Below are 23,530 nucleotides of genomic sequence, written 5' to 3'. Positions count from 1 at the left end.
CCGGCGCCTGGGACAGACGGGTCCATGGCCGACGAACCCCGCCGCCGAACCTATATGGTAAAGTGGCGCACTTTTTCGAGGGGACATTCACTGTGTGGGAATTGGTCAAATCTGGCGGCTGGATGATGTTGCCCATCATCTTGAGCTCCATCGCCGCACTCGGCATCGTTGCCGAACGTTTGTGGACCCTGCGTGCCAGTCGCGTTACCCCCGAGCATCTGCTGGGGCAGGTCTGGGGCTGGATCAAGAACAAGCAGCTGGACAAGGACAAACTCAAGGCACTGCGCGCCAACTCGCCGCTGGGTGAAATCCTCGCCGCCGGCCTGGCCAATTCAAAGCATGGTCGCGAGATCATGAAAGAGTGCATCGAAGAGGCCGCCGCCCGGGTCATCCATGAACTGGAGCGCTATATCAACGCCCTCGGCACTATCGCGGCCATGGCGCCGTTGCTCGGCTTGCTGGGGACGGTACTGGGCATGATCGATATTTTCAGCTCGTTCATGGGCTCGGGCCTGACCACCAACGCGGCCGTACTGGCCGGGGGCATCTCCAAGGCCCTGATTACTACAGCGGCGGGCCTGATGGTCGGTATTCCTTCGGTGTTCTTCCACCGTTTCCTGCAGCGGCGCATCGATGAACTGGTGGTCGGTATGGAGCAGGAAGCCATCAAGCTGGTGGAAGTGGTGCAGGGCGACCGTGACGTGGACCTGGTTGGGGGCAAAGCGTGAAATTTCGCCGCAAGCGACGGGAAAATGTCGACATCAACCTGGCGTCGTTGATCGACGTGGTGTTTATCCTGCTGCTGTTTTTTGTCGTCACCACCACCTTCACCCGGCAGACCGAACTGCGTGTCGACCTGCCGGAAGCCGTGAGTGGTTCGCCGGCCGAAGACCAGGAAGTCAAGCAACTGGACATCGCCATCAGCGCCGACGGGGCGTTTTCGGTGAATAACCAGTTGCTGGAGAAAAACGACCTCGCCAGCCTGATCGCCGCCCTGGAAAAAGAGTCCGGCGGCAATACCAAGATGCCGTTGTCCATCAGTGCCGATGGCAAGACCCAGCACCAGGCCGTGATCACCGCGATGGACGCTGCCGGCAAGCTCGGTTTCAGCCATCTGCGCATGAGCACTGTCGAGGCGGCGAGCCAACCCTGATGGCCATGTCCGATCGTTTGCTCAAGGCCTGGTACGAGGGCCATCCGGGGCTCGCGTTGTTGCGTCCGCTGGAATCGTTGTATCGCCGGGTGGTGCAGCGCAAGCGCGCGCGGTTCCTGGCAGGAGAGGGCGAGATCTATCAATCGCCGGTGCCGGTGGTGGTGGTCGGTAATATCACCGTGGGCGGTACCGGCAAGACGCCGTTGATCCTGTGGTTGATCGAACACTGCCGACGCAGTGGCCTGCGCGTCGGTGTGGTCAGTCGCGGCTATGGCGCCAAGCCACCGCAGTTGCCATGGCGCGTCGAGGCGAGCCACAGCGCCACGGTGGCGGGTGACGAGCCTTTGCTGATCGTGCAACGCTGCGGCGTGGCCCTGATGATCGATCCCGACCGCAGTCGTGCGGTGAAGGCCCTGCTCGCCAGCGAGACCCTTGACCTGATCCTCTCCGACGACGGTCTGCAACACTACCGCCTTGCCCGTGACCTGGAACTGGTGCTGATCGACGCCGCCCGGGGCCTGGGCAATCGCCGTTGCCTGCCGGCCGGGCCATTGCGCGAACCGGTTGAGCGTTTGCACAGTGTTGATGCGCTGCTCTACAACGGTGCCGGCTCGGATCGCGACGATGGCTTTGCGTTTTGCCTGCAGCCCACCGCACTGGTCAACCTGCACAGTGGCGAGCGCAAGTCGGTGGCGCACTTTCCAGAGGGGCAGCAGGTACACGCGGTCGCCGGTATCGGCAACCCGCAACGTTTCTTCAACACCCTTGAAACGCTACACTGGCAGCCGATTCCCCATGCTTTTGCCGACCACGCGCCCTACAGCGCCGAGGTCTTGAATTTTACCCCGTCATTGCCACTGGTCATGACCGAGAAGGACGCGGTGAAGTGCCGCGCCTTTGCCCAGCCCGACTGGTGGTACCTTGCGGTGGATGCGGTGCCGTCGCCGGCGTTCGTCGCCTGGTTCGACACGCAGCTGATGCGCCTGCTGCCCGCCCGTCTTTTGCCTTAAACGCTGCTATCCAGGAAACACTCATGGACACCAAACTGCTCGACATCCTCGCTTGCCCGATCTGCAAAGGCCCGCTCAAGCTCAGCGCCGATAAAACCGAGCTGATCAGCAAGGGCGCCGGCCTGGCTTACCCGATCCGTGATGGCATCCCGGTGATGCTGGAAAGCGAAGCCCGCACCCTGACCACCGACGAGCGCCTGGATAAATGACCACAGCCTTTACCGTTGTCATTCCTTCCCGCTACGCCTCGACACGTCTGCCGGGCAAGCCGCTGCAACTGATCGGCAGCAAGCCGATGATCCAGCTGGTGTGGGAACAGGCCTGCAAAAGCAGCGCTGAGCGTGTCGTGGTGGCCACTGATGACCCGCGCATCATCGAAGCCTGCAAAGGGTTCGGCGCCGAAGCGGTGCTGACCCGTGAAGATCACAACTCCGGCACCGACCGCCTGGCCGAAGTGGCCACGCAGTTGGGCCTGGCGCCAGACGCCATCGTGGTCAATGTACAAGGCGACGAGCCGTTGATCCCGCCGGGCGTTATCGACCAGGTGGCCGCCAACCTGGCTGCCCATGGTGAAGCGCGTATGGCGACCCTGGCCGAGCCGATTGAAGACATCGACACCCTGTTCAACCCGAACGTGGTCAAGGTGGTCAGTGATGTCAACGGCCTGGCGCTGACCTTCAGCCGTTCGACCTTGCCCTGGGCGCGTGACGCCTTCGCCAGGAACCCTGACCTGTTGCCGGAAGGCGTGCCGTACCGTCGCCATATCGGCATCTACGCCTATCGTGCCGGTTTTCTGCATGACTTCGTGAGTTGGGGCCCGTGCTGGTTGGAAAATACCGAATCCCTGGAGCAACTCCGAGCCCTCTGGCACGGCGTACGTATCCACGTGGGGGACGCCCTGGAAGCACCGCCTGCGGGTGTCGATACCCCGGAAGATCTTGAGCGCGTCCGTCGCCTGTTGGGGGCCTGATGGAGGTTCTGTTTGTCTGCCTGGGCAATATCTGCCGTTCGCCCACCGCTGAGGGCGTACTGCGCCATAAATTGCGCGAAGCCGGGTTGGCGGGGCAGGTCGGCGTAGCGTCCGCCGGCACCGGCGAATGGCATATCGGCAACCCGCCGGACCAGCGCAGCCAACGTGCGGCGCTGGTACGCGGCTACGATTTGTCGGCCCAGCGTGCCCAGCAGGTCTCCCGCGCCGACTTTGCGCGCTACGACCTGATCCTGGCCATGGACAACAGCAATCTGCGCAATCTCAAGGCCCTGCAGCCCGGCCAGGGCAAGGCGGAGCTGGACCTGTTCCTGCGCCGCTATGACGCTGAAGTGGACGAGGTGCCAGATCCCTACTACGAGGGCGAACAAGGCTTCGAACGGGTCCTGGACCTGATCGAGCAGGCGTGTGATTTATTGGTGATCGAATTGAAGGGGCGGTTATGACCTTGCAAGTGCTGGCGCAGGTGTCGCTCAAGCCATTCAACAGCTTTGGCATTGATGTGCGTGCCCAATTCTTCGCCGAGGCCCGCAGTGATGCCGATGTGCGCGAGGCACTGGCCTATGCGTCGACCCAGGCGTTGCCCTTGCTCGTGATTGGCGGTGGCAGCAACTTGCTGCTGACCCAGGACATTCCTGCCTTGGTGTTACGCATGGCCACCCAAGGCATTCGTGTGTTGCAGGATGATGGCGTGCAGGTGGTGGTCGAAGCCGAAGCAGGCGAAGCCTGGCACCCGTTTGTACTGTGGACCCTGGAACAGGGCTTCTGCGGCCTGGAAAACCTCAGTCTGATCCCCGGCACCGTCGGTGCTGCCCCCATGCAGAACATCGGCGCCTACGGCGTGGAGATCAAGGACGTCTTTGCCGGCTTGACCGCCCTGGACCGCCAGACGGGCGAACTGCGCGACTTCAGCCTGGAAGAATGCAACTTTGCCTACCGTGACAGCCTGTTCAAGCACGAAACCGGACGCTGGCTGATCCTGCGGGTACGCTTCGCCCTGAGCCGCGTCAGCCACCTCAAGCTCGACTACGGCCCAGTGCAGCAGCGCCTGGCGGGGCAGGGGATTACCGAGGCGACACCGAGCGATGTCAGTCGCGCGATTTGCAGCATCCGTAGCGAAAAATTGCCTGACCCGGCAGTGCTTGGCAATGCTGGCAGCTTCTTCAAGAACCCGCTGGTGTCCAAGGCCCTGGCTGAAGAGTTACAGGCGCTGTATCCGGACCTGGTCGCCTACCCCCAGGCAGATGGGCAGATGAAGCTGGCGGCAGGCTGGCTGATCGACAAGGCCGGCTGGAAGGGCTTTCGTGACGGCGATGCCGGTGTGCATGCCCTGCAGGCGCTGGTGCTGGTCAACTATGGCGGCGCCACAGGGCACGATATTGCCAACCTGGCCCAACGTATCCAGCGGGACATCACCCAGCGTTTCAAGGTCGAGCTGGAAATGGAACCCAACCAGTACTAATGCAGTGAAAACAAAAATGCCCCGCATCTGTCGATACGGGGCATTTTTTATGCAGCGAGTAAATCAGTCGTCGCGGCTCATGATGCCGAATATCTGCAACAGGCTGATAAACAGGTTGTAGATCGACACATACAGGCTGACGGTCGCCATGATGTAGTTGCGTTCACCGCCGTGGATGATGGCGCTGGTCTGGAACAGGATGCACACGGAGGAGAACAGCACAAAACCCGCGCTGATCGCCAGTTGCAGGCCGCTGATCTGGAAGAACATGCCCGCAACCACCGCCGCCAGCAACACGAAGAAGCCTGCGGTGATGAAACCACCCAGGAAGCTCATGTCCTTGCGGGTAATCAGCACGTAGGCCGACAGACCACCAAACACCAGGGCTGTCATGGCAAACGCCGAGCTGACCACTTCCGCACCACCGGCCATGCCGAGGTAACGGTTGAGGATCGGGCCGAGGATAAAGCCCATGAAACCGGTCAAGGCAAACGCCGATACCAGGCCCCAGGCCGAGTCACGCAGCTTGTTGGTCAGGAAGAACAGGCCGTAGAAACCGATCAGTACGACGAAGATATTCGGGTAGCCGACGTGCATCTGCTGGGCCACGAACGCCATTACGCCGCTGAATGCGAGGGTAAGGGCGAGCAAGCCATAGGTGTTGCGCAATACGCGGCTGACTTCAAGCTGCTCAGCCTGCGCGTTACCATTCACTGCGTAATTCTGTTCGCGCATGGCGACACTCCTTCGGTTTTGAAACGTTCAGTCGCAAAGATCATAACAGACGCTCTGTAACAAGCTATGGCGAGAGTTTGACAGTGTGTTTCATTCGGGTATTATGGCGCCCGCTGAGACAGGATGGGCTACCATAATCCTGTGACGCACAAGGGAAATTGGCAGAGTGGTTGTAATGTACCGGTCTTGAAAACCGGCGAACGTTAATAGCGTTCCCAGGGTTCTTATCTAAGGCTATCTCCAGTTGCACCTTGCTGTACCGCTTCATCGCGTCATCGGAATAAACGGGAAATTGGCAGAGTGGTTGAATGCACCGGTCTTGAAAACCGGCGAACGTTAATAGCGTTCCCAGGGTTCGAATCCCTGGTTTCCCGCCGCGAACTCAACAAAATCAAGGGCTTAGATGAAAATCTAGGCCCTTTTTTTGTGTTTTTTTCGGCCGGGAGATGGGGTATGGCGTGCCACTCCCTGGATAAAATGAGTGGTCTCTATGAGTGCAACAATTCCAGTTGCACCTTACCAATTCTTTCAGTTGACGGTTTGGGGGGAGCGTGACTACCTTTCACTTCTCTCTGTGCTTCCCTTAGGCGCACTACCTGAAGGAGCTCGCGCCAGAGCAGTTGGTGATCAACGGCTACGATCTTTGGCCAGTAGAGCGATACAACGTCGCACCCTCGACTCGGGTGGAAATTATTCGGCCAGTGGACGACCAATTGAGCGTTGATAAGGTGAAATGGGGATGGTCACCATTTTGGGCGAAAGGAAAGCGTCCTGACCCGATAAACGCCAGGGTTGAAACAGTCATGACTGGGAAGTTTTTCAATCAGCTCTGGCCAAACGGTCGCGTGCTTGCACCGGCAAACGGGTGGTTTGAGTGGGTCAAAGATCCGGCTGATCCAAAGAAAAAGCAGCCTTACTTCATAACCCTGAAAGAGCAGGCTCCGATGTTCTTCGCTGGTTTAGCTGAAGTTCACCAGGGCCTGGATACAGACCCTCGCGACGGCTTCGTCATCATCACCGCCGCCAGCGATCAAGGGATGGTAGATATCCATGATCGGAAACCGCTGGTTTTGGCTCCTGAGCACGCCCGCGAATGGATCGCCTCAGATATTTCACCTGAACGTGCGCGGGAAATCGCGATGGATCACTGCCGGCCTGCTACCGATTTTCATTGGTACAAGGTAAGCAAGGCTGTGGGTAGTGTTCGTAATCAGGGCCCAGAATTGGTCGAGCCGCTCGCAGGGGCGTCAGACGGCGATGAATGAGTACGTACCGTAATGTTGATGGAGGGCAGCTGCAGCGTTTCTCAGCCGTTCCATGAGTAGCGCATATCCGATTTTATTAAGAACGGACATCGCTTAGATCAACCGCCAGTTTTGACACCCGGCATACCTGAGACCGCCCAGGTGACGGCTGATACTGGTACGGTATATGCCCTGCCGTTAGCAAAAAGCCCGCAGAATTTACCCGAGCACTGGATGATCCGGAACTGGATGACTTCTTCAGATCCGGGTAGTTTTAGAGTCACGACGGGGGAATCACTAAAACCCTGCTTAACGTCTTCCCTAGCGGTTTCTCGTCCTGCATCGCTAAAGGGCATAATTACCATCGCGAGTGACATTGAGATCAAGCACAGGATGATGAAAACACCATAACTACCAACGAACAGAACCAGTCCTGCCCTTCGCCAGGATTTAAAAAAAGACCGTTTCTTAGCTTTTATAGGCTTCTGATTTCTTTGATTAACAGAGCCCGTACGGTCTGTCATGAAATCAACGAGACCAAAAATAAGGCTTAGGCCAACCATGCCTAGAATCGCCAACAGCCAATTTCGTCCCAAGCTGTCGAGTCCGGTGGTAAACCAACTTACAATGACCCTGAACTATGCCACAGCGGTCTCACCGATATACTCCGTTGCCTGTAGAGGAAACATGGACGGCTCAAGGTTCAAGTAGGAGAGGTAGCCCTCGTGGTAAGCCTTTCCGTTCAAGTAAAAAATGGGGACTGAAATCGCCAACGCTAGGGCTCCCAGCTTCCCCCAACCCATGAACGTAGCCGCTTTTTGTTCCGAATCCTTTTTCAGACTGTCTTCTGACATTTTCGACTCATTATCTAAAAGTCCTAGAGAGCACGGTGCAGCCCTCCCGATATGCCTACGTCTCAATCAAGCGCCGAGGAGTCATTCTTGAAAGTCTCTGATGTTGTCAGCATCGGATGCACTGCAAAAGTGCAACGCTGCATGATTGATTGTGGCTTTGAGCCTAAAAACAAAATTATGCTGGTTTGCCAGACTTACTCAGAAGTGACGGGCTGTTCGTCGACAACGCCACCGAGTTGATGCAGATAGAGAGCAGGGCCAAGGGGGGCCTGTCGACCCGGGACGGGCACTGTAGCAAGGCTAAAATTTATCCCCATCAAGGGCAAGATGACCATTCGACCAGGTGTAAAACTATGACAAGACAGCTCGTCTACCCTCGAATACGGAATCGAATTGTCGAGCTACTTGAGTGGCTGATTGAATGCGAGAACGAGCCACCTCGGTTCGGTATGAATGAGCTAATCAATTCTTGGGAGGACTGGGTGCCAACGTTGTCTTCCAAGGAGTATTTCAGCACTCAAGGTTTCACCCCAGCCGAGAGCGATTTTTTGCTAAAGGTAAGTGCCGCTATCGAGGATTTTTGCGAAGCGACCCCTGATCCAATAGAGCACGACGATGCGGCAATTGCGCTTCCTCAATGGTGCCTTGTCATCGCTGCTGCTAAGCCGGCGCTATTTGCCATGAAATCGAGTAACAAAATTTCGGAGGGGGGGGATGACGGGCTCGAGCGTTGAGTTACTGGCTATGTAAGCAAGCTATTACGTAGGATTGTGCTAGGGAGTGAAATCAGACAGGTCGGTTTAGCATTAAAGGCCGTAGACGCTGCCATTCACTCCTACAGTCCTCAGCAATGATGTCTGGATAACCACGCTCTTCTTCCATAGCCAGCGCCGCGCTGAATGGTAAAGCGACGCAGGTGGATCTGTCTCGGATTTCACAAACCTCAGCCTCAGTAAGCGGCGTGCCCTTTTTATCCTCGGCGGCTTGCAGCACTGCCGCCAGAGCCGGCACAAAGACTAGACATAACGGATCTGTAGTCATCAGTTTCTTCCCTGAGCCGATTAGAAATTGCATGGTAGGCCAGTTTCGGACATCAACATTACCTCGAAGTGCGAACGTCAAAGTTAGCGTAGCGCGCTGCTATGTGGTGGCAGGAAGACTTATTGTCGCTTGGCGGCAGACCTTCAATGATGATCCTGGAACGCTTAGGATTACTCACTCAATTCAGTACCAACATGGAGCAGGCCACGGTTTATGGATATCGAATTTCGCGGTAATGGCATGCGCGATAACCCGTCTGTAGGTACTTGCGATGAGTACGGTGTGAGCGGGATGGCGATTTGGCAGAGCTTGCATCGGCTAAATTGATCGAAGTTGCACTCACCGCTCCGATGTAGTAAGGCGAGTGCAAAATATCTCGCTGGGTGATGGCCAAAGCGCTCCTATGCAATACGAATACGAATACCGTTTAAAAGAATTTTCTAACTTATTACTTGGTAAGGGCTAATTGCAAAATTCCATATGCTCCCAACGAGCATGCCCTGAATCCTAATTCGGTTGACTCTTCGGGATAAAGCTGCAGCTTTTTACATCTAGAAACATAATGCGTCAAATAAAAGGCCTGCCTTTCCGGGCTACATCGTATTGCTCGACGAACGGTGCTTAAGCGCGCCTGACGAGTGACGACATAGCTAATAATTCAAAAGAGGCTCTTATTATGATGCTGCGTAAACTCAACCTTGCTCCACGCTCGGCTCTGTGCTTCGGTTTCTTTTGCCTGATGATAATTGCGCTGGGGATCATCGCTCTTAAGCAGGCGTCGAGCTTGAAGGACTCTGAAAGCTTCGTTGAAACGAATGTTGTACCCAGCATATCCCTACTTGGGGTAATTGACAGGGAGTTTGTAAGCATCAGAGGTGGCAACGCAAGATTGCGCAATCCTGTAGAGCCCGCAAGCCTAAAAACTCAAGCTCTAGAGGAATTAAATAAGGCTAGAGTTAATATTGAGAATTCGCTGTCGAATTTGCAACCTCTAATCGTAACCCCGATAGGCAAGCAGAAAGTTGATGAGCTTTCAAAAAGCCTTGCCAACTATCAGGTGGTTCAAGATCAATACTTGTCTCTAATTTCTTCGGGGAATTTAGATGAGGCAGTCAAGCTTTCCAGCGAGTCGATGAAACAATCTGCTGACGCTGTTGAGAGCGATATCAAAGAACTGATAGACGTTAACAATAACAAAGCTAAACGGGCAGGGGAGGAGGCGAACCAAACCTATGAACAAGCTAAATTGATCGTTGGTGGTTTTATATTGATCAGTACCTTGGCCGCGATTGCACTAGCTTTGATGTACACTCGAAGTATTACCAGCCCGATCAGCCAATCACTGGCTATTGCCGAGCGCATTGCTAAAAACGATCTCACCGGAGTTATTGAAGCTCAAGGACACGATGAGGTGGCGAGGCTTATGCGGGCTTTAAGCGTAATGCAGCATGGGCTGCGAAATACCCTTTCTTTGATATCTGATTCCTCTAACCAATTGGCGTCGACTTCTGAAGAAATGCATGCTGTCACCGAAGACGCAAATAAAGGCATGCTGCGTCAAAATAACGAAGTTGAAATGGCAGCAACTGCCGTCACTGAGATGAGTGCAGCGGTAGAAGAGGTAGCTAGAAATGCCTCGCAAGCCTCTGAAGCAGCCAATCGATCCAACTCCGCAGCGTTGGCTGGTCGTGCGCGCGTCGATGAAACCGTGCAGGCCATCAGCCTGATGGTCGCAAATGTTGAAGACGCATCCCAAGAGGTACAAGGGCTCGCCGTAATGGCCACCGACATCAGCAAGGTTTTGGATGTGATACGTGCTATCGCCGAACAGACCAATCTTCTTGCGTTGAATGCGGCTATCGAAGCCGCTCGTGCCGGTGAGGCGGGTCGAGGCTTCGCAGTAGTCGCTGATGAAGTCCGAGCGTTAGCTCATCGTACTCAGCAATCAACCAGTGAAATTGAGCAGATGATCAGCTCAATTCAAAAAGGCACTGGATCTGCTGTGTCTGCAATGACTCACACAAACACCCAAGCCCAGAAAACTCTGGACACTGCTCAAGGCGCTGGTTCCGCGTTGGTGGAGATTACCGAATCTATCGACAATATTACTGAACGCAACGTTCTGATTGCGACCGCATCAGAGGAGCAGGCTCAGGTTGCAAGGGAGGTAGATCGCAGCTTAGTGAGTATCCGTGATCTTTCAAATCAAGCGGCAGAGGGCTCAAGTCAGACAGCTATTGCAACGTCCGAACTCACAAAACTAGCGGTCGAATTGAACAGGCTGGTCAAGCAATTTCAAATGTAGCGTTAGCCCTCTTTACTGAGGGTTGCGTGCATAAGCTATCAATTTTTCTCAGGCAGTTCGCAACTTTCAAGTGGGATTTAGGTGCTCCGGGCCTGCGGAGCACCCGTAGCACCGGTAGCTCGACTCTTTTGATATCCGCCGTGGGATTGCCATCCTGGTGTAGAACGTATCTAGGATTGATGAGCAGGCTGAGTTGGAGGATCGCTGGAATCACTCACGCTGAGCTTTATTGTGTGTCGCAATCGACGTCTGCTTGACGGTATAATTATCGCTCAGTCTTACCATTGAGCTACAGGAACATCAGCATGACTGTACTCCAAACCATCTACTTGCAGCCTACGCCGCCTTAGCGCTACGCCCCCTCGCAACACCTCGCACCCGCCTGGTTCGCTAGCGGTGCGTACTGCTGTATGCCCGGTTCTTACACCCAAAGCACACAGTCAAATAATCCTCAAAATTTGAATTCGTATCGACGCGCTCGCCCTTCGCCTGGTGTGCGTGTGATGCATTGCCTTGGATATTCTGATGCTGCAATCACTCAAAAAAACGTGGTTCTCCAACGTTCGTGGAGACGTGCTAGCAGGTCTCGTCGTCGCTCTGGCCTTGATTCCGGAGGCCATTGCATTTTCAATTATCGCTGGAGTCGACCCCAAGGTCGGCCTCTACGCCTCCTTCTGTATCTGCGCCGTTATCGCCTTCGTCGGCGGTCGACCTGGCATGATCTCAGCGGCAACTGGTGCCATGGCACTGCTCATGGTCACCTTGGTAAAAGATCATGGGCTTCAGTATCTTCTAGCAGCCACCTTACTCTGTGGGGTACTCCAAATCCTCGCTGGCTACCTGAAGCTGGGCTCACTGATGCGCTTTGTTTCACGCTCGGTAGTCACCGGTTTCGTAAACGCATTGGCGATCCTGATTTTCATGGCGCAGTTGCCTGAACTGACCAACGTGACCTGGCACGTCTACGCCATGACAGCAGTGGGCCTCGGAATCATCTATCTATTCCCATACCTACCGAAGATTGGCAAGCTGATTCCGTCACCGTTGGTGTGCATCCTCACCCTTACTGCCATCGCCATTTATCTCGGCTTGGATATCCGCACTGTAGGCGACATGGGCCAATTGCCGGATACGTTGCCGATTTTCCTTTGGCCCGAAGTGCCGCTGAACTTTGAAACCCTGCGCATCATTTTCCCGTACTCGGCTGCTTTGGCCGTAGTGGGTCTACTCGAGTCAATGATGACCGCGACCATCGTCGACGATCTGACCGATACCACCAGCAACAAAAACCGCGAGTGCAAAGGCCAGGGCGTAGCCAACATCGCTGCCGGCATGCTCGGCGGCATGGCAGGTTGCGCCATGATCGGCCAATCGATAATCAACGTGAAATCTGGTGGCCGCACCCGTCTCTCGACATTGTGTGCCGGCGTTTTTCTGCTGCTGATGGTGGTATTTCTTGGCGAATGGCTCTCCAAAATCCCTATGGCTGCACTCGTGGCTGTGATGATCATGGTGTCCATCGGCACCTTCAGTTGGGATTCCTTGCGCAATCTGAAAGTGCATCCACTGTCGACCAACCTTGTTATGGTGGCGACCGTCGTGGTCGTCGTGGCCACTCACAACCTGGCCTACGGCGTACTGGTAGGTGTGCTGCTGGCTTCGCTGTTCTTTGCTAATAAGGTCGGGCACTACCTAGATATCAAGAGCACTCTGGAAGTGACGAAATCGCATCGGACTTACCACGTCGTGGGCCAGGTGTTCTTTAGCTCTGCGGACAAATTCACTGAGATTTTTGACTTCAAGGAAGCGCTCAACAAGGTCACCATTGATCTCATACAGGCGCACTTCTGGGATATCACCGCTGTCGCAGCGCTTGATAAGGTCGTGATCAAGTTCCGGCGTGAAGGCGCTGAGGTTGAAGTGCGAGGTCTCAATGAAGCCAGCGCAACAATCGTTGACCGCTTCGGCGTTCATGACAAACCCTGTGCCATCGACAAGCTCATGAGCCACTAAAGAGATCAACAATGATCCATGTCCTTTATCAGCACTTCTGTGCAGGAGATGCAAAATGAGCATTTATTAGATGCACTTTACGCCTAGGACTTCATTGGGCGGAGGAGCCTTGATAGGTCTGGCGGTTGGCTTGTTCGTTCTCGCAAATGGTCGCATCGCAGGCATCAGTGGGTTGATTGGTAGCATGATGAAATTTAGCAGTGAGGGCTGGAGCGAGAAGGCGCTGTTTCTTTTTGGTCTGCTGCTTGCGCCTTTATTGTGGGGAGTATTTACCGTGCTGCCGGAGATCGAGATTAGGGCAGGGTGGCCGACCCTGATAATTGCGGGGCTGCTCGTCGGCGTGGGAACCCGTTACGGTTCCGGCTGTACTAGCGGTCATGGCGTTTGCGGGATCTCTCGACTGTCAGCCCGCTCCATCACTGCAACGATGTGCTTTATGTTCGCCGGTTTTGCAACGGTGTACGTCATTCGTCATGTGGTGGGCGCATGAAAATGATAAAGCTGTGCGCATTTTTTGCAGGACTGATCTTCGGCCTTGGGCTTCTTCTGGCAAGTATGGCGAACCCCGCCAAGGTATTGGCTTTTCTTGATGTGGCCGGGGCCTGGGATCCTTCACTCGCACTGGTGATGGTAGGGCCATCGCAGTGGCGGTTATCCCCCTGAATTGGGCGCGTAAGAACAAGCAGTCCTTGCTAGGTGCCCCCATGCAGTTACCAATGAAAAGGGAGTTGGGTGCCCGCTTGATTGGCGGCAGCCTGGTGTTCGGTATAGGTTGGGGAATTGCGGGGATCTGCCCTGGGCCTGCCGTCGCTATTCTGCTTACGGGGCACGGGCAGATCATCATATTCGTATTGGCCATGTTGGCCGGTATGTACTTGTTCTCTCTATTAGAACGTCGGTGCACGGCCTGATTAGGCGATAGCCATGAAAGCGAATGACGGAAGCACGGTCAGACGTCTACACACGCTGACCAGATCGATTTCACCTATTGAGAGCCAAGGGGTATTTGATGTCAGACCTGAACGATCCACGAGTCTTCTTTGCTGCTGAGCGAACCTTGCTGGCCTGGAACCGAACCAGCCTTTCGCTGATGGCGTTTGGCTTTGTAATTGAACGATTCGGACTACTGCTGCAAATGCTCAAGCCAGGTGTTTTGAGCGCTCCAGGAAAACATTTTTCTTTCTGGATCGGACTCGCTTTTCTGATGCTGGGCTCAACGGTTGCCTGTTGGTCATCCTGGCAGTACAAAAAGGTGGTAAAGACCCTCAAGCCTGTTGAGATCCCCCTTGGCTACAGCGTCAATGCTGGCCCTGGCATCAATGTCATCACGGCAATCCTGGGCGTTTTGCTCGTTGCGTATTTGTCCATTATGTAAGCAAGACAGAGCTTCGTTCGGCTCCCGACATCGCCCTCCGTATAAGAGGGTAAACGGCAGCCCCAGGGCTTTACACCGATGCAGACGAGCATTTTCAACGAGCAAACGAGTGAAGGTTCTCGATTCACACGTATTTCAAAATATTTCTGAAAATCCCGGAACTGTCATCGGATAGAAATATTTAAAGAATTAAATCGTCACTTCTCCGATAGGTGGATACCTCCACTTAACTCCTTTCATTGAGGTGTTGTCGTGATGTTGCTGACTAAAAAAAGCCTGTCTGTCTTACTGGCTTCCCTCTGCATGAGTGGCCTTGCTCATGCGACCGATGTTACCGGTGCGGGCTCCAGCTTTGTCTATCCGGTTTTGTCCAAGTGGTCGCAGGACTACAGCAAAAGCTCCAGCAACCGTATCAATTACCAGTCGATTGGATCGGGTGGCGGTATCGCTCAGATCAAAGCGGCAACAGTAGATTTTGGTGCGTCTGACGCACCGTTGTCTGCCGATGATCTCAAGGCCGGTGGCCTAGGCCAATTTCCCAGTGTGATTGGCGGCATCGTGCCGGTGATGAACATTGAGGGTGTAGCGCCGGGCCAATTGAAGCTCGATGGTGAGACCTTGGCGAAAATCTTCTTGGGTGAGATTACAGTCTGGAACGATCCGGCCATCGTCGCCCTGAACCAGGGCATGAAACTGCCAGACAGTAAAATCACCGTCGTCCACCGTTCTGACGGCTCTGGCACCTCATACAATTTCACCAACTACCTCTCCAAAGTGAGTGATGGTTGGAAATCGAAAATCGGTTTCGGCACGACTGTGCCTTGGCCGGTTGGTGTGGGTGGTAAAGGTAACGAAGGTGTCTCGGCTTACGTAAAGCAGATCAAAAACTCAATCGGTTATGTTGAGTACGCCTATGCCCTGCAAAACAAAATGACGCACGCACAGCTGAAGAACGCCGCCGGGAAATTCATTCAGCCCAACGCCAAAGCGTTCCAAGCGGCTGCCGACACTGCGGACTGGGCTAACGCCAAAGACTTCAACCTGATCATGACCAATGCGCCTGGCGATAGCGCTTGGCCGATCACGGCGACCACCTGGATCATCATGTACAAACAGCCGAAGAATGCCGAGCAAAGCCAAGCTGCCTTCAACTTCTTCAAATGGTCGTTGGAGAAAGGCCAGCAACAGGCTTCGGCGCTGGACTATGTAGCCCTGCCTGACTCTCTGGTGAAGCGTATCGAAGGTTACTGGAAGTCTGACTTCGCCCATTGATTCAGCAACACTTAAACCCCTTCCTCGAGCAAGTTTTGCCTGATGAAGGGGTTTGTTTGTGAGTAGACGTATGATGAACGACACAGTCCAACCTTTGACCATGACCCTCTACGTTGGCGACGTTACGAGTGATAAGCGTGCGGCTCGCGATCAGCGTCATGATCTCTGGTTTAAGCGTTCAATGCTTGGCGCCGCAATGCTGGTGCTGTTGCTACTGGTGAGTATTGCCGCCTCGACACTTTGGGGCGGTAGTCTTGCATTCAAGACTTTCGGTCTCGACTTTCTGACAAGCACTGAGTGGGATGCCGTCAACAACCACTTCGGTGCTTTGGTACCGATTTACGGCACCTTGGTGACCTCTTTACTGGCGCTGCTGATTGCGGTTCCTGTCAGCTTTGGCATCGCGATTTTTCTCACTGAAGTAGCTCCGCCCTGGTTGCGGATGCCTGTTGCCTCGGCGGTTGAATTGCTCGCGGGAATTCCATCGATTATCTATGGCATGTGGGGGCTATTCGTTTTCGGCCCGTTCATGGCAGAGCATCTATCACCTTGGATCAATGACTATCTGGGTGAGCTTCCTTTGGTGGGTTCGCTGTTTCAGGGCCCACCTTTAGGGATTGGCATGCTGACAGCGGGTATTGTGCTGGCAATCATGATCATGCCCTTCATCACCTCTGTCATGCACGAGGTGTTCCGTAGTGTTCCGACAACCCTCAAGGAGTCTGCTTACGCGCTAGGTAGCACTACTTGGGAAGTGGTCTGGGACATTGTTCTGCCCTACACGCGCTCAGCGGTGGTGGGAGGAATTTTTCTCGGGCTCGGACGCGCATTGGGCGAGACCATGGCGGTGACTTTCGTGCTGGGTAATGCTCAACAATTCTCCGCCTCATTGTTGATGCCAAGCAGTTCCATTGCGTCAGTCATCGCTAACGAGTTCAGCGAAGCCTATACCGACCTGCATCGCTCGGCGCTGATTGCACTGGGCTTCCTGTTATTTGTCGTCACCTTTATCGTACTGGCGCTAGCACGACTCCTGCTCATGCGGCTTTCACGCAAGGAGGGTCTATGACCGGAAACGAACGTCTCTACCAGATTCGGGCTTTCAAGAATCGCTTTGCATTGGCGCTCAGTTGTGGGGCAACTGCGTTCGGTCTCATCTGGCTGGTCTGGATTCTGCTGACCACAGTGATCAACGGATTTCAGGCGCTCAATATTCGCCTCTTTACGCAAATGACGCCGCCGCCCGGTACGGAAGGTGGGCTGGCGAATGCGTTTTATGGCAGCGCCCTGATGTCCGGTATCGCCCTGCTTATCGGGACGCCCATTGGCTTGATGGCGGGAATCTGGTTAGCGGAATTCGCACGACACTCGCGTCTAGGTACCACGGTACGTTTTATTAACGACATTCTCCTGTCGGCACCGTCCATTGTGTTGGGGCTGTTCATCTATACCGGCGTTATCTTGCCGTTGAACATACTTACTAATCACCAAGTCGGCTTCTCCGCTATCGCCGGCGCTCTGGCACTGGCGCTATTGGTGATTCCAGTGGTGGTGAGAACTACTGACGAGATGCTTCAACTACAACCGTCAACCATGCGGGAAGCCGCGCTGGCATTAGGCGTCCCGCAATGGAAATTGACTCTACAAATCGTACTACGAGCTGCAAAAGCGGGCGTGGTGACCGGGGTGCTACTCGCACTAGCCAGAATCACTGGTGAAACAGCGCCTCTACTGTTTACAGCGTTCGGCAACCAGTTCTGGAGCAGCAATCTTCTGAAACCGATTGCCAGCGTGCCCGTAGTGGTTTTCCAGTACGCCATGAGCCCATTCGATGACTGGCACTCTCTAGCCTGGGCTGGTGCATTGGTGCTGACCTTGTTTGTACTGGTACTCAGTTTACTGTCCCGCTTGATCCTTTTACGCAATAGGTTGACCTGATGAATAGCCGTGACCTTGCCGACGAAAGAACCAAAATTCGCGTTCGTGGCCTGGAGTTTTTTTACAATAACCAGCGGTCTCTGAACTCCATCGATATGGATATTCCAGAGAAGCGGATCACTGCGATCATTGGGCCGTCAGGTTGCGGGAAGTCGACGTTACTGCGGGTGTTCAACCGTATATACGCTATGTACCCGAAGCAGGAAGCGCGGGGCGAGGTGCTGCTCAACGGAGAGAATATTCTCGCGCCTGGTTACTCGATGAACCGTCTGCGTAGCCATATCGGCATGGTCTTCCAGAAACCCGTACCGTTTCCGATGTCCATTTACGACAACGTCGCTTACGCCGTGCGTCACCATGAACGGCTCTCCCGTCGTGAGATGGATGAACGCGTAGAGCAAGCCTTAAATGGAGCAGCGCTTTGGGACGAGGTAAAGGACAAGCTCAAACAGAGCGCACAGAGCCTGTCGGGTGGTCAGCAACAGCGCCTGTGTATAGCGCGCACCATCGCTTTACGCCCACAAGTATTGCTTTTGGATGAGCCGACCTCCGCGCTTGACCCAATCTCCACTGGGCGAATAGAGCAGTTGATTACTGAGTTAAAAGAGCAATATACCGTCATCATCGTGACCCACAACATGCAGCAAGCGGCTCGTGTTTCGGACTACACCGCCTTTATGTTTATGGGCGAATTGATTGAGCATGATGTGACCGACACCATCTTCACCAAACCAAAAATGAAGCAGACGGAAGACTACATTACAGGTCGCTTTGGATAACCAATCCCTTTCCTTCAGTACATAAGCTCTCAGCCCCTAGAGCGGCAAGGAGTTCGTCAGCTTGGTGAGAACATTAGTGGCCATCGCCATAAGCGCATCGCTTGGAGGGTGGCTACGCAATATTTTGGGGGAAAAGCTCAAGAATTTGTTTCCGAGCATGCCTGCGGGAACGCTCGCAGCGAATTTGGCCGGGGGTTACTTGATTGGCCTGACCATTGGCTTTTGGGTGGATTCGCCGCTGCTCTTTCCTCGCTGGCACCTTGCGATCATCACAAGCTTTTGCATAGGACTCGCGGTCTTCTCACTAGCCTCGGCAGGATCGGCCACGTTAAGCCACAAAGAACGGTTTATTCCTGCAATTGGGGCCATCTCGCTTCATGTCATAGCGTTGCTTGCCATGACTGCGTTAGGAGCGCTCACGTTCCACTGGGTAGACGACATCTAGTTAGTATTGACCATAGACTGATATGAAATTTGGTTTGTGATTTCAGCCCAGGGTAAAGCCTTGCGCAGAATGACAGAAACAGAAAGCCCGGCGCGAAGCCAGGCTTTTTGTATTTCGGATGGGGGCTGATCCATCAGCAAACTCGAGTGTAGTTCAGTCAGATCTATGGTGCAGCTAACACGTTCTCTTAGGTCGGTATCAGATATGAATGGCATGGAAGCGACAACCCATTGAGCATTCTCCCTTTGTGATGGCTGACATTTCGAGCCGACGCTAAAGCGTCATTGAGGCAAATGTCATTGGGCATCGAGGCTGCTGACTCAAGTGGATGGTTTCGCCCCTGCCACGTCAGATCAGTGGGAATCATTTGAGGTTGTCAGTGAGGTGAATCACGGCTGGATATCATCAATCCAGATTCAGGCCTTTACTTCTCCCGTGTCGTCCTTCACATCAAACAATCCTGCAAAAAAAAGATGGAGTGTGTCCCAGGTACGCACCCACCAACCACCTGCTTCTCCCGCTTCTAACGCTATGAGTGATCGGGTAGTAAGTTTATTTACACCGTCATACAGCTCAAAACTCCCGACTACATCGCCGACAGCAATAGGAGCTTGTAGAGCGTTATTAATGTGTAGGCGCGTTTCTACCTTGCGACCACTATTTTTGGGTAGCGTGAGTGTCACATCATCGCGCAAGCCAACAGCGATTACGTCCTTGTCGCCTTTCCACAGTCGCGGTTGAGCTAAAATTCTTCCGCCTTTCTGATAGGTATTTGTCTCAAAATTGCGAAAGCCATAGCTCAGGATCTTTTGAGCATCTTCCGCACGACTGTTCATCGTTGTCGAGCCAAATACTGCACTGATTAGGCGCCTCCCATCACGAACAGCAGAAGTCACCATGCAGTATCCGGCTTCCTCAGTATGGCCAGTCTTGAGGCCGTCAACACTCGGATCGCGCCAAAGGAGAAGATTCCGATTGGGTTGGCGAATGTTGTTCCAGGTGAAATATTTGTGCGCGTACAACGAGTAGTAAGCTGACTCATCGGTGATGATCGCCCGTGCAAGCCGAGCCATATCATGAGCTGAAGAATAGTGTTCAGGTGCCGGCAAGCCTGTAGGATTCACAAAGTGGGTGTCAGTCAGCCCAAGTTTATTAGCGGTGACATTCATCAACCCAGCAAACGCATCTTCGCTACCCGCGATATGCTCAGATAGCGCCACACTGGCGTCATTGCCAGAGTCGATCACCACACCGCGCAGTAGGTCTCGCACAGGCACAACGGCGCCTGGATCAAGAAACATTCTAGAACCGCCCGTTCTCCAGGCATTCTCACTGACAGTGACCGGGTCGTCGACCTTGAGGCGCCCAGCCTGTATCTCATTGGTAGCGACATAAACAGTCATCAATTTGGTCAGGCTGGCTGGGGGCAAGCGCATATCAGCGTTTTGGCTATCTATAACCGTACCGGTCGCTGCATCCATAAGCACCCAGGATTTTGCGCTCAGTTGCGGTGCTGCGGGGATCATCGCTCGCGGATTAGGTGACGCAGGACTTGGGGTTGATACTGGAGCCGCCCAAGCTGGTGTCAAAAAAGAACACACAAGAATGAGTGTAAGCCGCAATTTAGGGTGTTTCACAAGTGCCCGCCTCGGATAGCAGAAAGACGCGCCAAACTAAGTTAGGACTTGTGATCGCTCAAATTAACTCAGGTTAAAATAAATTTAACTTGGCGCGGCAAGGGTTGCTTTCACCTCTGGCAAAGGACAGATAATCGAGACCGTGGCTCCGCAACCACGCGGTGATTCCTGGATGCTCAATACGAACCCATGCAACCGAACGATTGCCGATACCAGAGAAAGCCCCAGCCCGTGCCCAGGTTGCTGGCGAGTAGAGTCGACGCGATAAAGCCTGCGAATCACGCTTTCACGCTCTTCCTCAGGGATCCCAGGGCCATTATCAGAGACCTCGATATTGAGCGAGTTACCCGCCAGATAACCCCTAAAGTGAATGACACCACCCTCGGGAGTAAATTTGATGGCGTTATCCAAAAGATTAACCAACGCTTCGAACAGAAGAGAAACATCACCCGATAAAGCCGGAAGATCCGCTGAAATCTCAAGGAGCAGTGTTAGCCCCTTTTCCTGTGCCAACGGTTCGAAAAATTCGTGCGCCTGAGTTATTAGGGCCGCAGGTTGAAAAGATTCAAATCCTGATCTTCTCCTCGTATCTTCAAGTTCAGATATTCGCAGCAGCCCTTGGAAGCGCAACATGATGGATTCGCTTTCTTCCAGTGCCATGTTCAAGGTCTCTGCATGAGAGCTATCCAGGGGTAACTGCTGCAGCTGGTCAAGATGGGCACGCAGGCGAGTCAGGGGAGTACGCAGATCGTGCGCAATACCGTCACACGCCCCCTTAACCTCATGCATAAGCTGCTCTATATGCTCGAGCATGACGTTGACAGCATTGGCCAACATGTCGAGTTCATCGCGGCGTGGAGACAGCGGAAGGCGTTCGCCGAGATTGCCCGATACGATACTTTCAGTGCAGCTTTGGAGTCGCTGTACCCTACGTAAGGGCCTTCGCCTCAGGAGCCACCAACCGATCAACCCAGGGATAAGGGTAAGAGAAAACCCCCAAAATAATGCTTGCTCGATAATACCGCCGACTGCGGAGATAGAGCCCCCATCGCGCGATAGGATCAAAATTCGACCATCGTCACGATGCTGCATCAGTGCATGGCTGCTTCGGGTTTGCTCTCGTGGCAATGCAATGCTCAATCCCCTCTCGAGATAATGTACCTGGCCGTCACCTGGCAGACTTGCTCGCAAACGAAGCAGGTCGCCGGCGATATGGGTGCCGTCAGCTTCAAATAAGCCGTAGGCGTCGATTCCTGACGTCGAATACACCTCACTAGCGGCCAACTCGTCTTTTAGGCTGGCATCATCTATTTTTTGGTAATAGTGGGCTCGCTGCATCAATGTCCGCTCGGCAACAGCTCCGAGGTAGGTTGATATTTTCCAATAAAGCACACCTGTAAAAACGGCTCCCCAAGCGATAAAAAACAAGGCGTAGAGCCCAAGAAGGCGGCTATTGGAGGAACGCCAACGCTCATTCCTGGGAGGCAAGAACATAACCAGAACCGCGTATGGTTTGAATAACGGGTGAATTTCCACCCTCGATTTTTTTACGCAGGCGACCGATATGGACGTCAATAATGTTCGTGCCTGGGTCGAAGTGATATCCCCAAACTGCCTGGAAAAGCATGGTTCTAGTAACCAGCTGACCCGCGTTGCGCATGAAATAAGTGAGCAGTTTGAACTCGGTTGGAAGAAGTGGGATCTGCACGCCGTCGCGGCTGAGTGACTGTTCAATAAGATCAATATGGAGGTTGCCGACGCATAGTAGGCGCTCATTCACACCGGCAAGCGGGCGCCTCAGCAGCACTTCCACCCTGGCTATCATTTCGACCGTAGAGAACGGTTTGGTCAGGTAGTCGTCACCCCCTGAACGAAGCCCTTTGACCCGCTCATCGACATCTGACAATGCGCTGATCATCAAGACTGGCGTCTGAATACCGAGGCTTCGCAGCGTACTAATTATCGTCAAACCATCGAAATCAGGCAGCATCCGGTCAAGTGTTATCACATCATGGCCACCAGAAATGGCCGCTGATAATCCATCACGACCGTTCGCCGTCCATAGAACTTCGAATCCATGGGAGGTCAGCGTGTTAACAATAGCCTTGGCTGTAACCTCATCGTCCTCTATCACCAGCGCGCGATTCATTTTTACTCCACACAACGATTGCAAACCTAAAGCTCAAGCGAGCTCCAAGCGCCGTAGGCTTTAAAGATCTGTGCAGCCTAGGTAGGGTGCATCGGACGGTAAACTAAATATTTCTTAACCATCCTTAATTTCGTCTTTGCTTGAAAGGTGCCTATTTTTTCGCGCCCCCACTGCTAAATCTCATCTCTACGCTCGATTCAGGATATCCCGTCATGACGAAGACCTTATTGAGGCTCGCATTGGCTTGCTTGTTTCTATTTGCAGATGGCATTGAGGCACAGGATGCCACTCCCACCAAAACGCTTACCCTCTTTACGACAGGAGGCTTCATCGCGGCGATTCAATCCATAGCCCCCCTTTATGAAAAAACGACAGGAATCAGCCTGGTAACTAAAGAATCCCCGCCCACAGGCAATACGCCAACGGCAATCGAAAATCTGTTGGAGAGTGGTCAAAAAGCGGATGTTGTAATCATGGAGGACTGGGAGCTACGAAAGCTTATAGATCAAGGCCATTTGCAAAAAGCGAGTCGAATTGACCTTGCCAAGTCGTTCATTGCCATGGCCGTCCGCAAAGGCGCTAAAAAGCCCGATATAAGCACCATGAAGAACTTCAAAAAGACGTTGCTCAACGCAAAGTCTCTGGCTCTATCGGATACGCCCAGCGGAACATACCTGTCACGTATTCTCTTCCCTCAAATGCACATCTCAGAAAGGTTGAGGGTTAAGACCAGAACGATTTCTGCGAAGCCTGTCGCAGAAGCAGTAGCCCGTGGCGAAGCGGAGATAGGCTTCCAACAATTGAGTGAGCTGATGCACATGGAAGGCATCGATGTGATTGGGCTTATCCCCGATCAGGTTCAGAAAATGACAATGTACTCAGCGGCGATCACCACGGGCAGCGTGCAGCAAGAGGAGGCTGCCACGCTATTAAAGTTCCTCCGCTCAGAAGCCGCTAGGAGTGCCATGAAGCTAGGCGGATTAACACCTGTTCGATGAGCCCTGCTAGGAGCTGTGTGCTCGCTATTTGGCCACTGCCAGGATTGTAGTTGCTTTATGGTCGGTTATTTGAGGGGGCGATTTCGTTTGCTGACTCAAGCTTAAGCCATCAAGTTCTTGAGGGCTCAACGA

25 protein-coding genes, 1 tRNA gene and 1 pseudogene are annotated in these 23,530 nt (G+C 53.8%); 21 read left to right on the top strand and 6 right to left on the bottom strand.

What is annotated here, in order from left to right; all coding sequences use genetic code 11:
- Positions 1 to 92: 92 nt before the first annotated feature.
- From M2397_RS15385 to murB, 7 genes are read left to right on the top strand one after another with little or no spacing between them, the layout of a single operon-like run.
- Positions 93 to 728 (top strand): MotA/TolQ/ExbB proton channel family protein, encoded by a 636-nt coding sequence (locus M2397_RS15385; protein ID WP_131698033.1) that lies wholly within the window; start codon positions 93 to 95, stop codon positions 726 to 728.
- Positions 725 to 1,153: a biopolymer transporter ExbD gene (locus M2397_RS15380; RefSeq protein WP_131698032.1), complete on the top strand. Its 429-nt coding sequence runs from the start codon at positions 725 to 727 to the stop codon at positions 1,151 to 1,153. The genes M2397_RS15385 and M2397_RS15380 overlap by 4 nt, the downstream gene beginning before the upstream one ends.
- Positions 1,153 to 2,163: a tetraacyldisaccharide 4'-kinase gene (gene lpxK, locus M2397_RS15375; protein WP_259243924.1), complete on the top strand. Its 1,011-nt coding sequence runs from the start codon at positions 1,153 to 1,155 to the stop codon at positions 2,161 to 2,163. The genes M2397_RS15380 and lpxK overlap by 1 nt, the downstream gene beginning before the upstream one ends.
- A gap of 23 nt (positions 2,164 to 2,186) precedes the next feature.
- Positions 2,187 to 2,372, top strand: a complete 186-nt coding sequence (locus tag M2397_RS15370) for a Trm112 family protein (protein ID WP_003174668.1) — start codon at positions 2,187 to 2,189, stop codon at positions 2,370 to 2,372.
- Positions 2,369 to 3,133, top strand: coding sequence for a 3-deoxy-manno-octulosonate cytidylyltransferase (gene kdsB, locus M2397_RS15365; protein WP_065927093.1), 765 nt, complete (start codon positions 2,369 to 2,371; stop codon positions 3,131 to 3,133). The genes M2397_RS15370 and kdsB overlap by 4 nt, the downstream gene beginning before the upstream one ends.
- Positions 3,133 to 3,597, top strand: coding sequence for a low molecular weight protein-tyrosine-phosphatase (locus tag M2397_RS15360; RefSeq protein ID WP_131698030.1), 465 nt, complete (start codon positions 3,133 to 3,135; stop codon positions 3,595 to 3,597). Before kdsB ends, M2397_RS15360 begins: the two co-directional genes overlap by 1 nt.
- Positions 3,594 to 4,613, top strand: a complete 1,020-nt coding sequence (murB, locus tag M2397_RS15355; RefSeq protein WP_131698029.1) for a UDP-N-acetylmuramate dehydrogenase — start codon at positions 3,594 to 3,596, stop codon at positions 4,611 to 4,613. Before M2397_RS15360 ends, murB begins: the two co-directional genes overlap by 4 nt.
- A gap of 63 nt (positions 4,614 to 4,676) precedes the next feature.
- On the opposite strand, the gene M2397_RS15350 is transcribed toward murB, so the two are convergent.
- Positions 4,677 to 5,348 carry a Bax inhibitor-1/YccA family protein gene (locus tag M2397_RS15350; protein WP_048728419.1) on the bottom strand — a complete coding sequence of 224 codons (672 nt, stop codon included), beginning with the start codon at positions 5,346 to 5,348 and terminating at the stop codon, positions 4,677 to 4,679.
- A 286-nt stretch (positions 5,349 to 5,634) separates the two neighbouring features.
- Here M2397_RS15350 and M2397_RS15345 point away from each other — a divergent pair.
- A tRNA-Ser gene (locus M2397_RS15345) sits at positions 5,635 to 5,722 on the top strand.
- 249 nt (positions 5,723 to 5,971) lie between these two features.
- Positions 5,972 to 6,613 carry an SOS response-associated peptidase family protein gene (locus M2397_RS15340; protein ID WP_256663564.1) on the top strand — a complete coding sequence of 214 codons (642 nt, stop codon included), beginning with the start codon at positions 5,972 to 5,974 and terminating at the stop codon, positions 6,611 to 6,613.
- A 98-nt stretch (positions 6,614 to 6,711) separates the two neighbouring features.
- Here M2397_RS15340 and M2397_RS15335 read toward each other — a convergent pair whose 3' ends face one another.
- Complete coding sequence (locus tag M2397_RS15335) at positions 6,712 to 7,170, bottom strand: hypothetical protein (protein WP_167655644.1); 459 nt, start codon at positions 7,168 to 7,170, stop codon at positions 6,712 to 6,714.
- Between the two features lie 629 nt (positions 7,171 to 7,799).
- Here M2397_RS15335 and M2397_RS15330 point away from each other — a divergent pair.
- Positions 7,800 to 8,180 carry a hypothetical protein gene (locus tag M2397_RS15330; RefSeq protein ID WP_167655642.1) on the top strand — a complete coding sequence of 127 codons (381 nt, stop codon included), beginning with the start codon at positions 7,800 to 7,802 and terminating at the stop codon, positions 8,178 to 8,180.
- Between the two features lie 52 nt (positions 8,181 to 8,232).
- Here the strand turns inward: M2397_RS15330 and M2397_RS15325 are convergent, their stop codons facing one another.
- Positions 8,233 to 8,487, bottom strand: a complete 255-nt coding sequence (locus tag M2397_RS15325) for a hypothetical protein (RefSeq protein ID WP_237683119.1) — start codon at positions 8,485 to 8,487, stop codon at positions 8,233 to 8,235.
- A gap of 676 nt (positions 8,488 to 9,163) precedes the next feature.
- On the opposite strand from M2397_RS15325, the gene M2397_RS15320 reads away from it, so the two are divergent.
- The 10 genes and pseudogenes from M2397_RS15320 to M2397_RS15275 all read left to right on the top strand — a co-directional run bounded on the left by M2397_RS15320 (position 9,164) and on the right by M2397_RS15275 (position 18,614).
- Positions 9,164 to 10,792, top strand: coding sequence for a methyl-accepting chemotaxis protein (locus M2397_RS15320; protein ID WP_167655640.1), 1,629 nt, complete (start codon positions 9,164 to 9,166; stop codon positions 10,790 to 10,792).
- A 525-nt stretch (positions 10,793 to 11,317) separates the two neighbouring features.
- The gene (locus M2397_RS15315; protein ID WP_167655638.1) at positions 11,318 to 12,805 is read left to right on the top strand and encodes a SulP family inorganic anion transporter; all 1,488 of its coding nucleotides are present in this window, start codon (positions 11,318 to 11,320) and stop codon (positions 12,803 to 12,805) included.
- A 70-nt stretch (positions 12,806 to 12,875) separates the two neighbouring features.
- Positions 12,876 to 13,295: a YeeE/YedE family protein gene (locus M2397_RS15310; RefSeq protein WP_259243919.1), complete on the top strand. Its 420-nt coding sequence runs from the start codon at positions 12,876 to 12,878 to the stop codon at positions 13,293 to 13,295.
- A 2-nt stretch (positions 13,296 to 13,297) separates the two neighbouring features.
- A pseudogene (locus M2397_RS15305) lies at positions 13,298 to 13,716 on the top strand (DUF6691 family protein).
- A 98-nt stretch (positions 13,717 to 13,814) separates the two neighbouring features.
- Positions 13,815 to 14,180, top strand: coding sequence for a YidH family protein (locus M2397_RS15300; protein ID WP_167655636.1), 366 nt, complete (start codon positions 13,815 to 13,817; stop codon positions 14,178 to 14,180).
- Between the two features lie 255 nt (positions 14,181 to 14,435).
- Positions 14,436 to 15,452: a phosphate ABC transporter substrate-binding protein PstS gene (gene pstS / locus M2397_RS15295; protein WP_082118724.1), complete on the top strand. Its 1,017-nt coding sequence runs from the start codon at positions 14,436 to 14,438 to the stop codon at positions 15,450 to 15,452.
- A gap of 73 nt (positions 15,453 to 15,525) precedes the next feature.
- Positions 15,526 to 16,521 carry a phosphate ABC transporter permease subunit PstC gene (gene pstC, locus M2397_RS15290; protein ID WP_184742744.1) on the top strand — a complete coding sequence of 332 codons (996 nt, stop codon included), beginning with the start codon at positions 15,526 to 15,528 and terminating at the stop codon, positions 16,519 to 16,521.
- A complete protein-coding gene (gene pstA / locus M2397_RS15285; protein ID WP_167655634.1) occupies positions 16,518 to 17,390 on the top strand; it encodes a phosphate ABC transporter permease PstA in 873 nt (290 codons plus the stop codon). Before pstC ends, pstA begins: the two co-directional genes overlap by 4 nt.
- Positions 17,390 to 18,169 (top strand): phosphate ABC transporter ATP-binding protein PstB, encoded by a 780-nt coding sequence (gene pstB / locus M2397_RS15280; protein WP_167655632.1) that lies wholly within the window; start codon positions 17,390 to 17,392, stop codon positions 18,167 to 18,169. The genes pstA and pstB overlap by 1 nt, the downstream gene beginning before the upstream one ends.
- Positions 18,170 to 18,245: 76 nt before the next feature.
- Positions 18,246 to 18,614: a CrcB family protein gene (locus M2397_RS15275; RefSeq protein ID WP_405046440.1), complete on the top strand. Its 369-nt coding sequence runs from the start codon at positions 18,246 to 18,248 to the stop codon at positions 18,612 to 18,614.
- A 416-nt stretch (positions 18,615 to 19,030) separates the two neighbouring features.
- On the opposite strand, the gene M2397_RS15270 is transcribed toward M2397_RS15275, so the two are convergent.
- The 3 genes from M2397_RS15270 to M2397_RS15260 form a co-directional block, all read right to left on the bottom strand.
- Positions 19,031 to 20,095 (bottom strand): D-alanyl-D-alanine carboxypeptidase family protein, encoded by a 1,065-nt coding sequence (locus M2397_RS15270; RefSeq protein ID WP_405046439.1) that lies wholly within the window; start codon positions 20,093 to 20,095, stop codon positions 19,031 to 19,033.
- Positions 20,096 to 20,335: 240 nt separating this feature from the next.
- Positions 20,336 to 21,745 (bottom strand): HAMP domain-containing sensor histidine kinase, encoded by a 1,410-nt coding sequence (locus M2397_RS15265; protein ID WP_167657081.1) that lies wholly within the window; start codon positions 21,743 to 21,745, stop codon positions 20,336 to 20,338.
- Complete coding sequence (locus M2397_RS15260; RefSeq protein ID WP_259243906.1) at positions 21,723 to 22,400, bottom strand: response regulator transcription factor; 678 nt, start codon at positions 22,398 to 22,400, stop codon at positions 21,723 to 21,725. Before M2397_RS15260 ends, M2397_RS15265 begins: the two co-directional genes overlap by 23 nt.
- A gap of 212 nt (positions 22,401 to 22,612) precedes the next feature.
- Between M2397_RS15260 and M2397_RS15255 the strand changes: the two genes are divergently transcribed.
- Positions 22,613 to 23,398 (top strand): substrate-binding domain-containing protein, encoded by a 786-nt coding sequence (locus tag M2397_RS15255; RefSeq protein WP_145338425.1) that lies wholly within the window; start codon positions 22,613 to 22,615, stop codon positions 23,396 to 23,398.
- Positions 23,399 to 23,530: the final 132 nt, after the last annotated feature.

This window comes from Pseudomonas sp. BIGb0381 (assembly GCF_024809815.1).
Taxonomy (GTDB): Bacteria; Pseudomonadota; Gammaproteobacteria; order Pseudomonadales; family Pseudomonadaceae; genus Aquipseudomonas.
Note: the sequence above shows the minus strand (reverse complement) of the source record. Positions and strands in the feature narration are given on the sequence as shown.

Coding starts and splice junctions, on each gene's coding strand:
- murB (WP_131698029.1), top strand. CDS start 3,594: ATGACCTTGCAAGTGCTGGCGCAGGTGTCGCTCAAGCCATTCAACAGC.
- M2397_RS15370 (WP_003174668.1), top strand. CDS start 2,187: ATGGACACCAAACTGCTCGACATCCTCGCTTGCCCGATCTGCAAAGGC.
- M2397_RS15325 (WP_237683119.1), bottom strand. CDS start 8,487: ATGACTACAGATCCGTTATGTCTAGTCTTTGTGCCGGCTCTGGCGGCA.
- M2397_RS15320 (WP_167655640.1), top strand. CDS start 9,164: ATGATGCTGCGTAAACTCAACCTTGCTCCACGCTCGGCTCTGTGCTTC.
- pstS (WP_082118724.1), top strand. CDS start 14,436: ATGTTGCTGACTAAAAAAAGCCTGTCTGTCTTACTGGCTTCCCTCTGC.
- M2397_RS15315 (WP_167655638.1), top strand. CDS start 11,318: ATGCTGCAATCACTCAAAAAAACGTGGTTCTCCAACGTTCGTGGAGAC.
- M2397_RS15360 (WP_131698030.1), top strand. CDS start 3,133: ATGGAGGTTCTGTTTGTCTGCCTGGGCAATATCTGCCGTTCGCCCACC.
- pstA (WP_167655634.1), top strand. CDS start 16,518: ATGACCGGAAACGAACGTCTCTACCAGATTCGGGCTTTCAAGAATCGC.
- pstB (WP_167655632.1), top strand. CDS start 17,390: ATGAATAGCCGTGACCTTGCCGACGAAAGAACCAAAATTCGCGTTCGT.
- kdsB (WP_065927093.1), top strand. CDS start 2,369: ATGACCACAGCCTTTACCGTTGTCATTCCTTCCCGCTACGCCTCGACA.
- M2397_RS15330 (WP_167655642.1), top strand. CDS start 7,800: ATGACAAGACAGCTCGTCTACCCTCGAATACGGAATCGAATTGTCGAG.
- M2397_RS15270 (WP_405046439.1), bottom strand. CDS start 20,095: ATGGATGCAGCGACCGGTACGGTTATAGATAGCCAAAACGCTGATATG.
- M2397_RS15265 (WP_167657081.1), bottom strand. CDS start 21,745: ATGTTCTTGCCTCCCAGGAATGAGCGTTGGCGTTCCTCCAATAGCCGC.
- pstC (WP_184742744.1), top strand. CDS start 15,526: ATGAACGACACAGTCCAACCTTTGACCATGACCCTCTACGTTGGCGAC.
- M2397_RS15310 (WP_259243919.1), top strand. CDS start 12,876: ATGCACTTTACGCCTAGGACTTCATTGGGCGGAGGAGCCTTGATAGGT.
- M2397_RS15255 (WP_145338425.1), top strand. CDS start 22,613: ATGACGAAGACCTTATTGAGGCTCGCATTGGCTTGCTTGTTTCTATTT.
- M2397_RS15350 (WP_048728419.1), bottom strand. CDS start 5,348: ATGCGCGAACAGAATTACGCAGTGAATGGTAACGCGCAGGCTGAGCAG.
- M2397_RS15260 (WP_259243906.1), bottom strand. CDS start 22,400: ATGAATCGCGCGCTGGTGATAGAGGACGATGAGGTTACAGCCAAGGCT.
- M2397_RS15300 (WP_167655636.1), top strand. CDS start 13,815: ATGTCAGACCTGAACGATCCACGAGTCTTCTTTGCTGCTGAGCGAACC.
- lpxK (WP_259243924.1), top strand. CDS start 1,153: ATGGCCATGTCCGATCGTTTGCTCAAGGCCTGGTACGAGGGCCATCCG.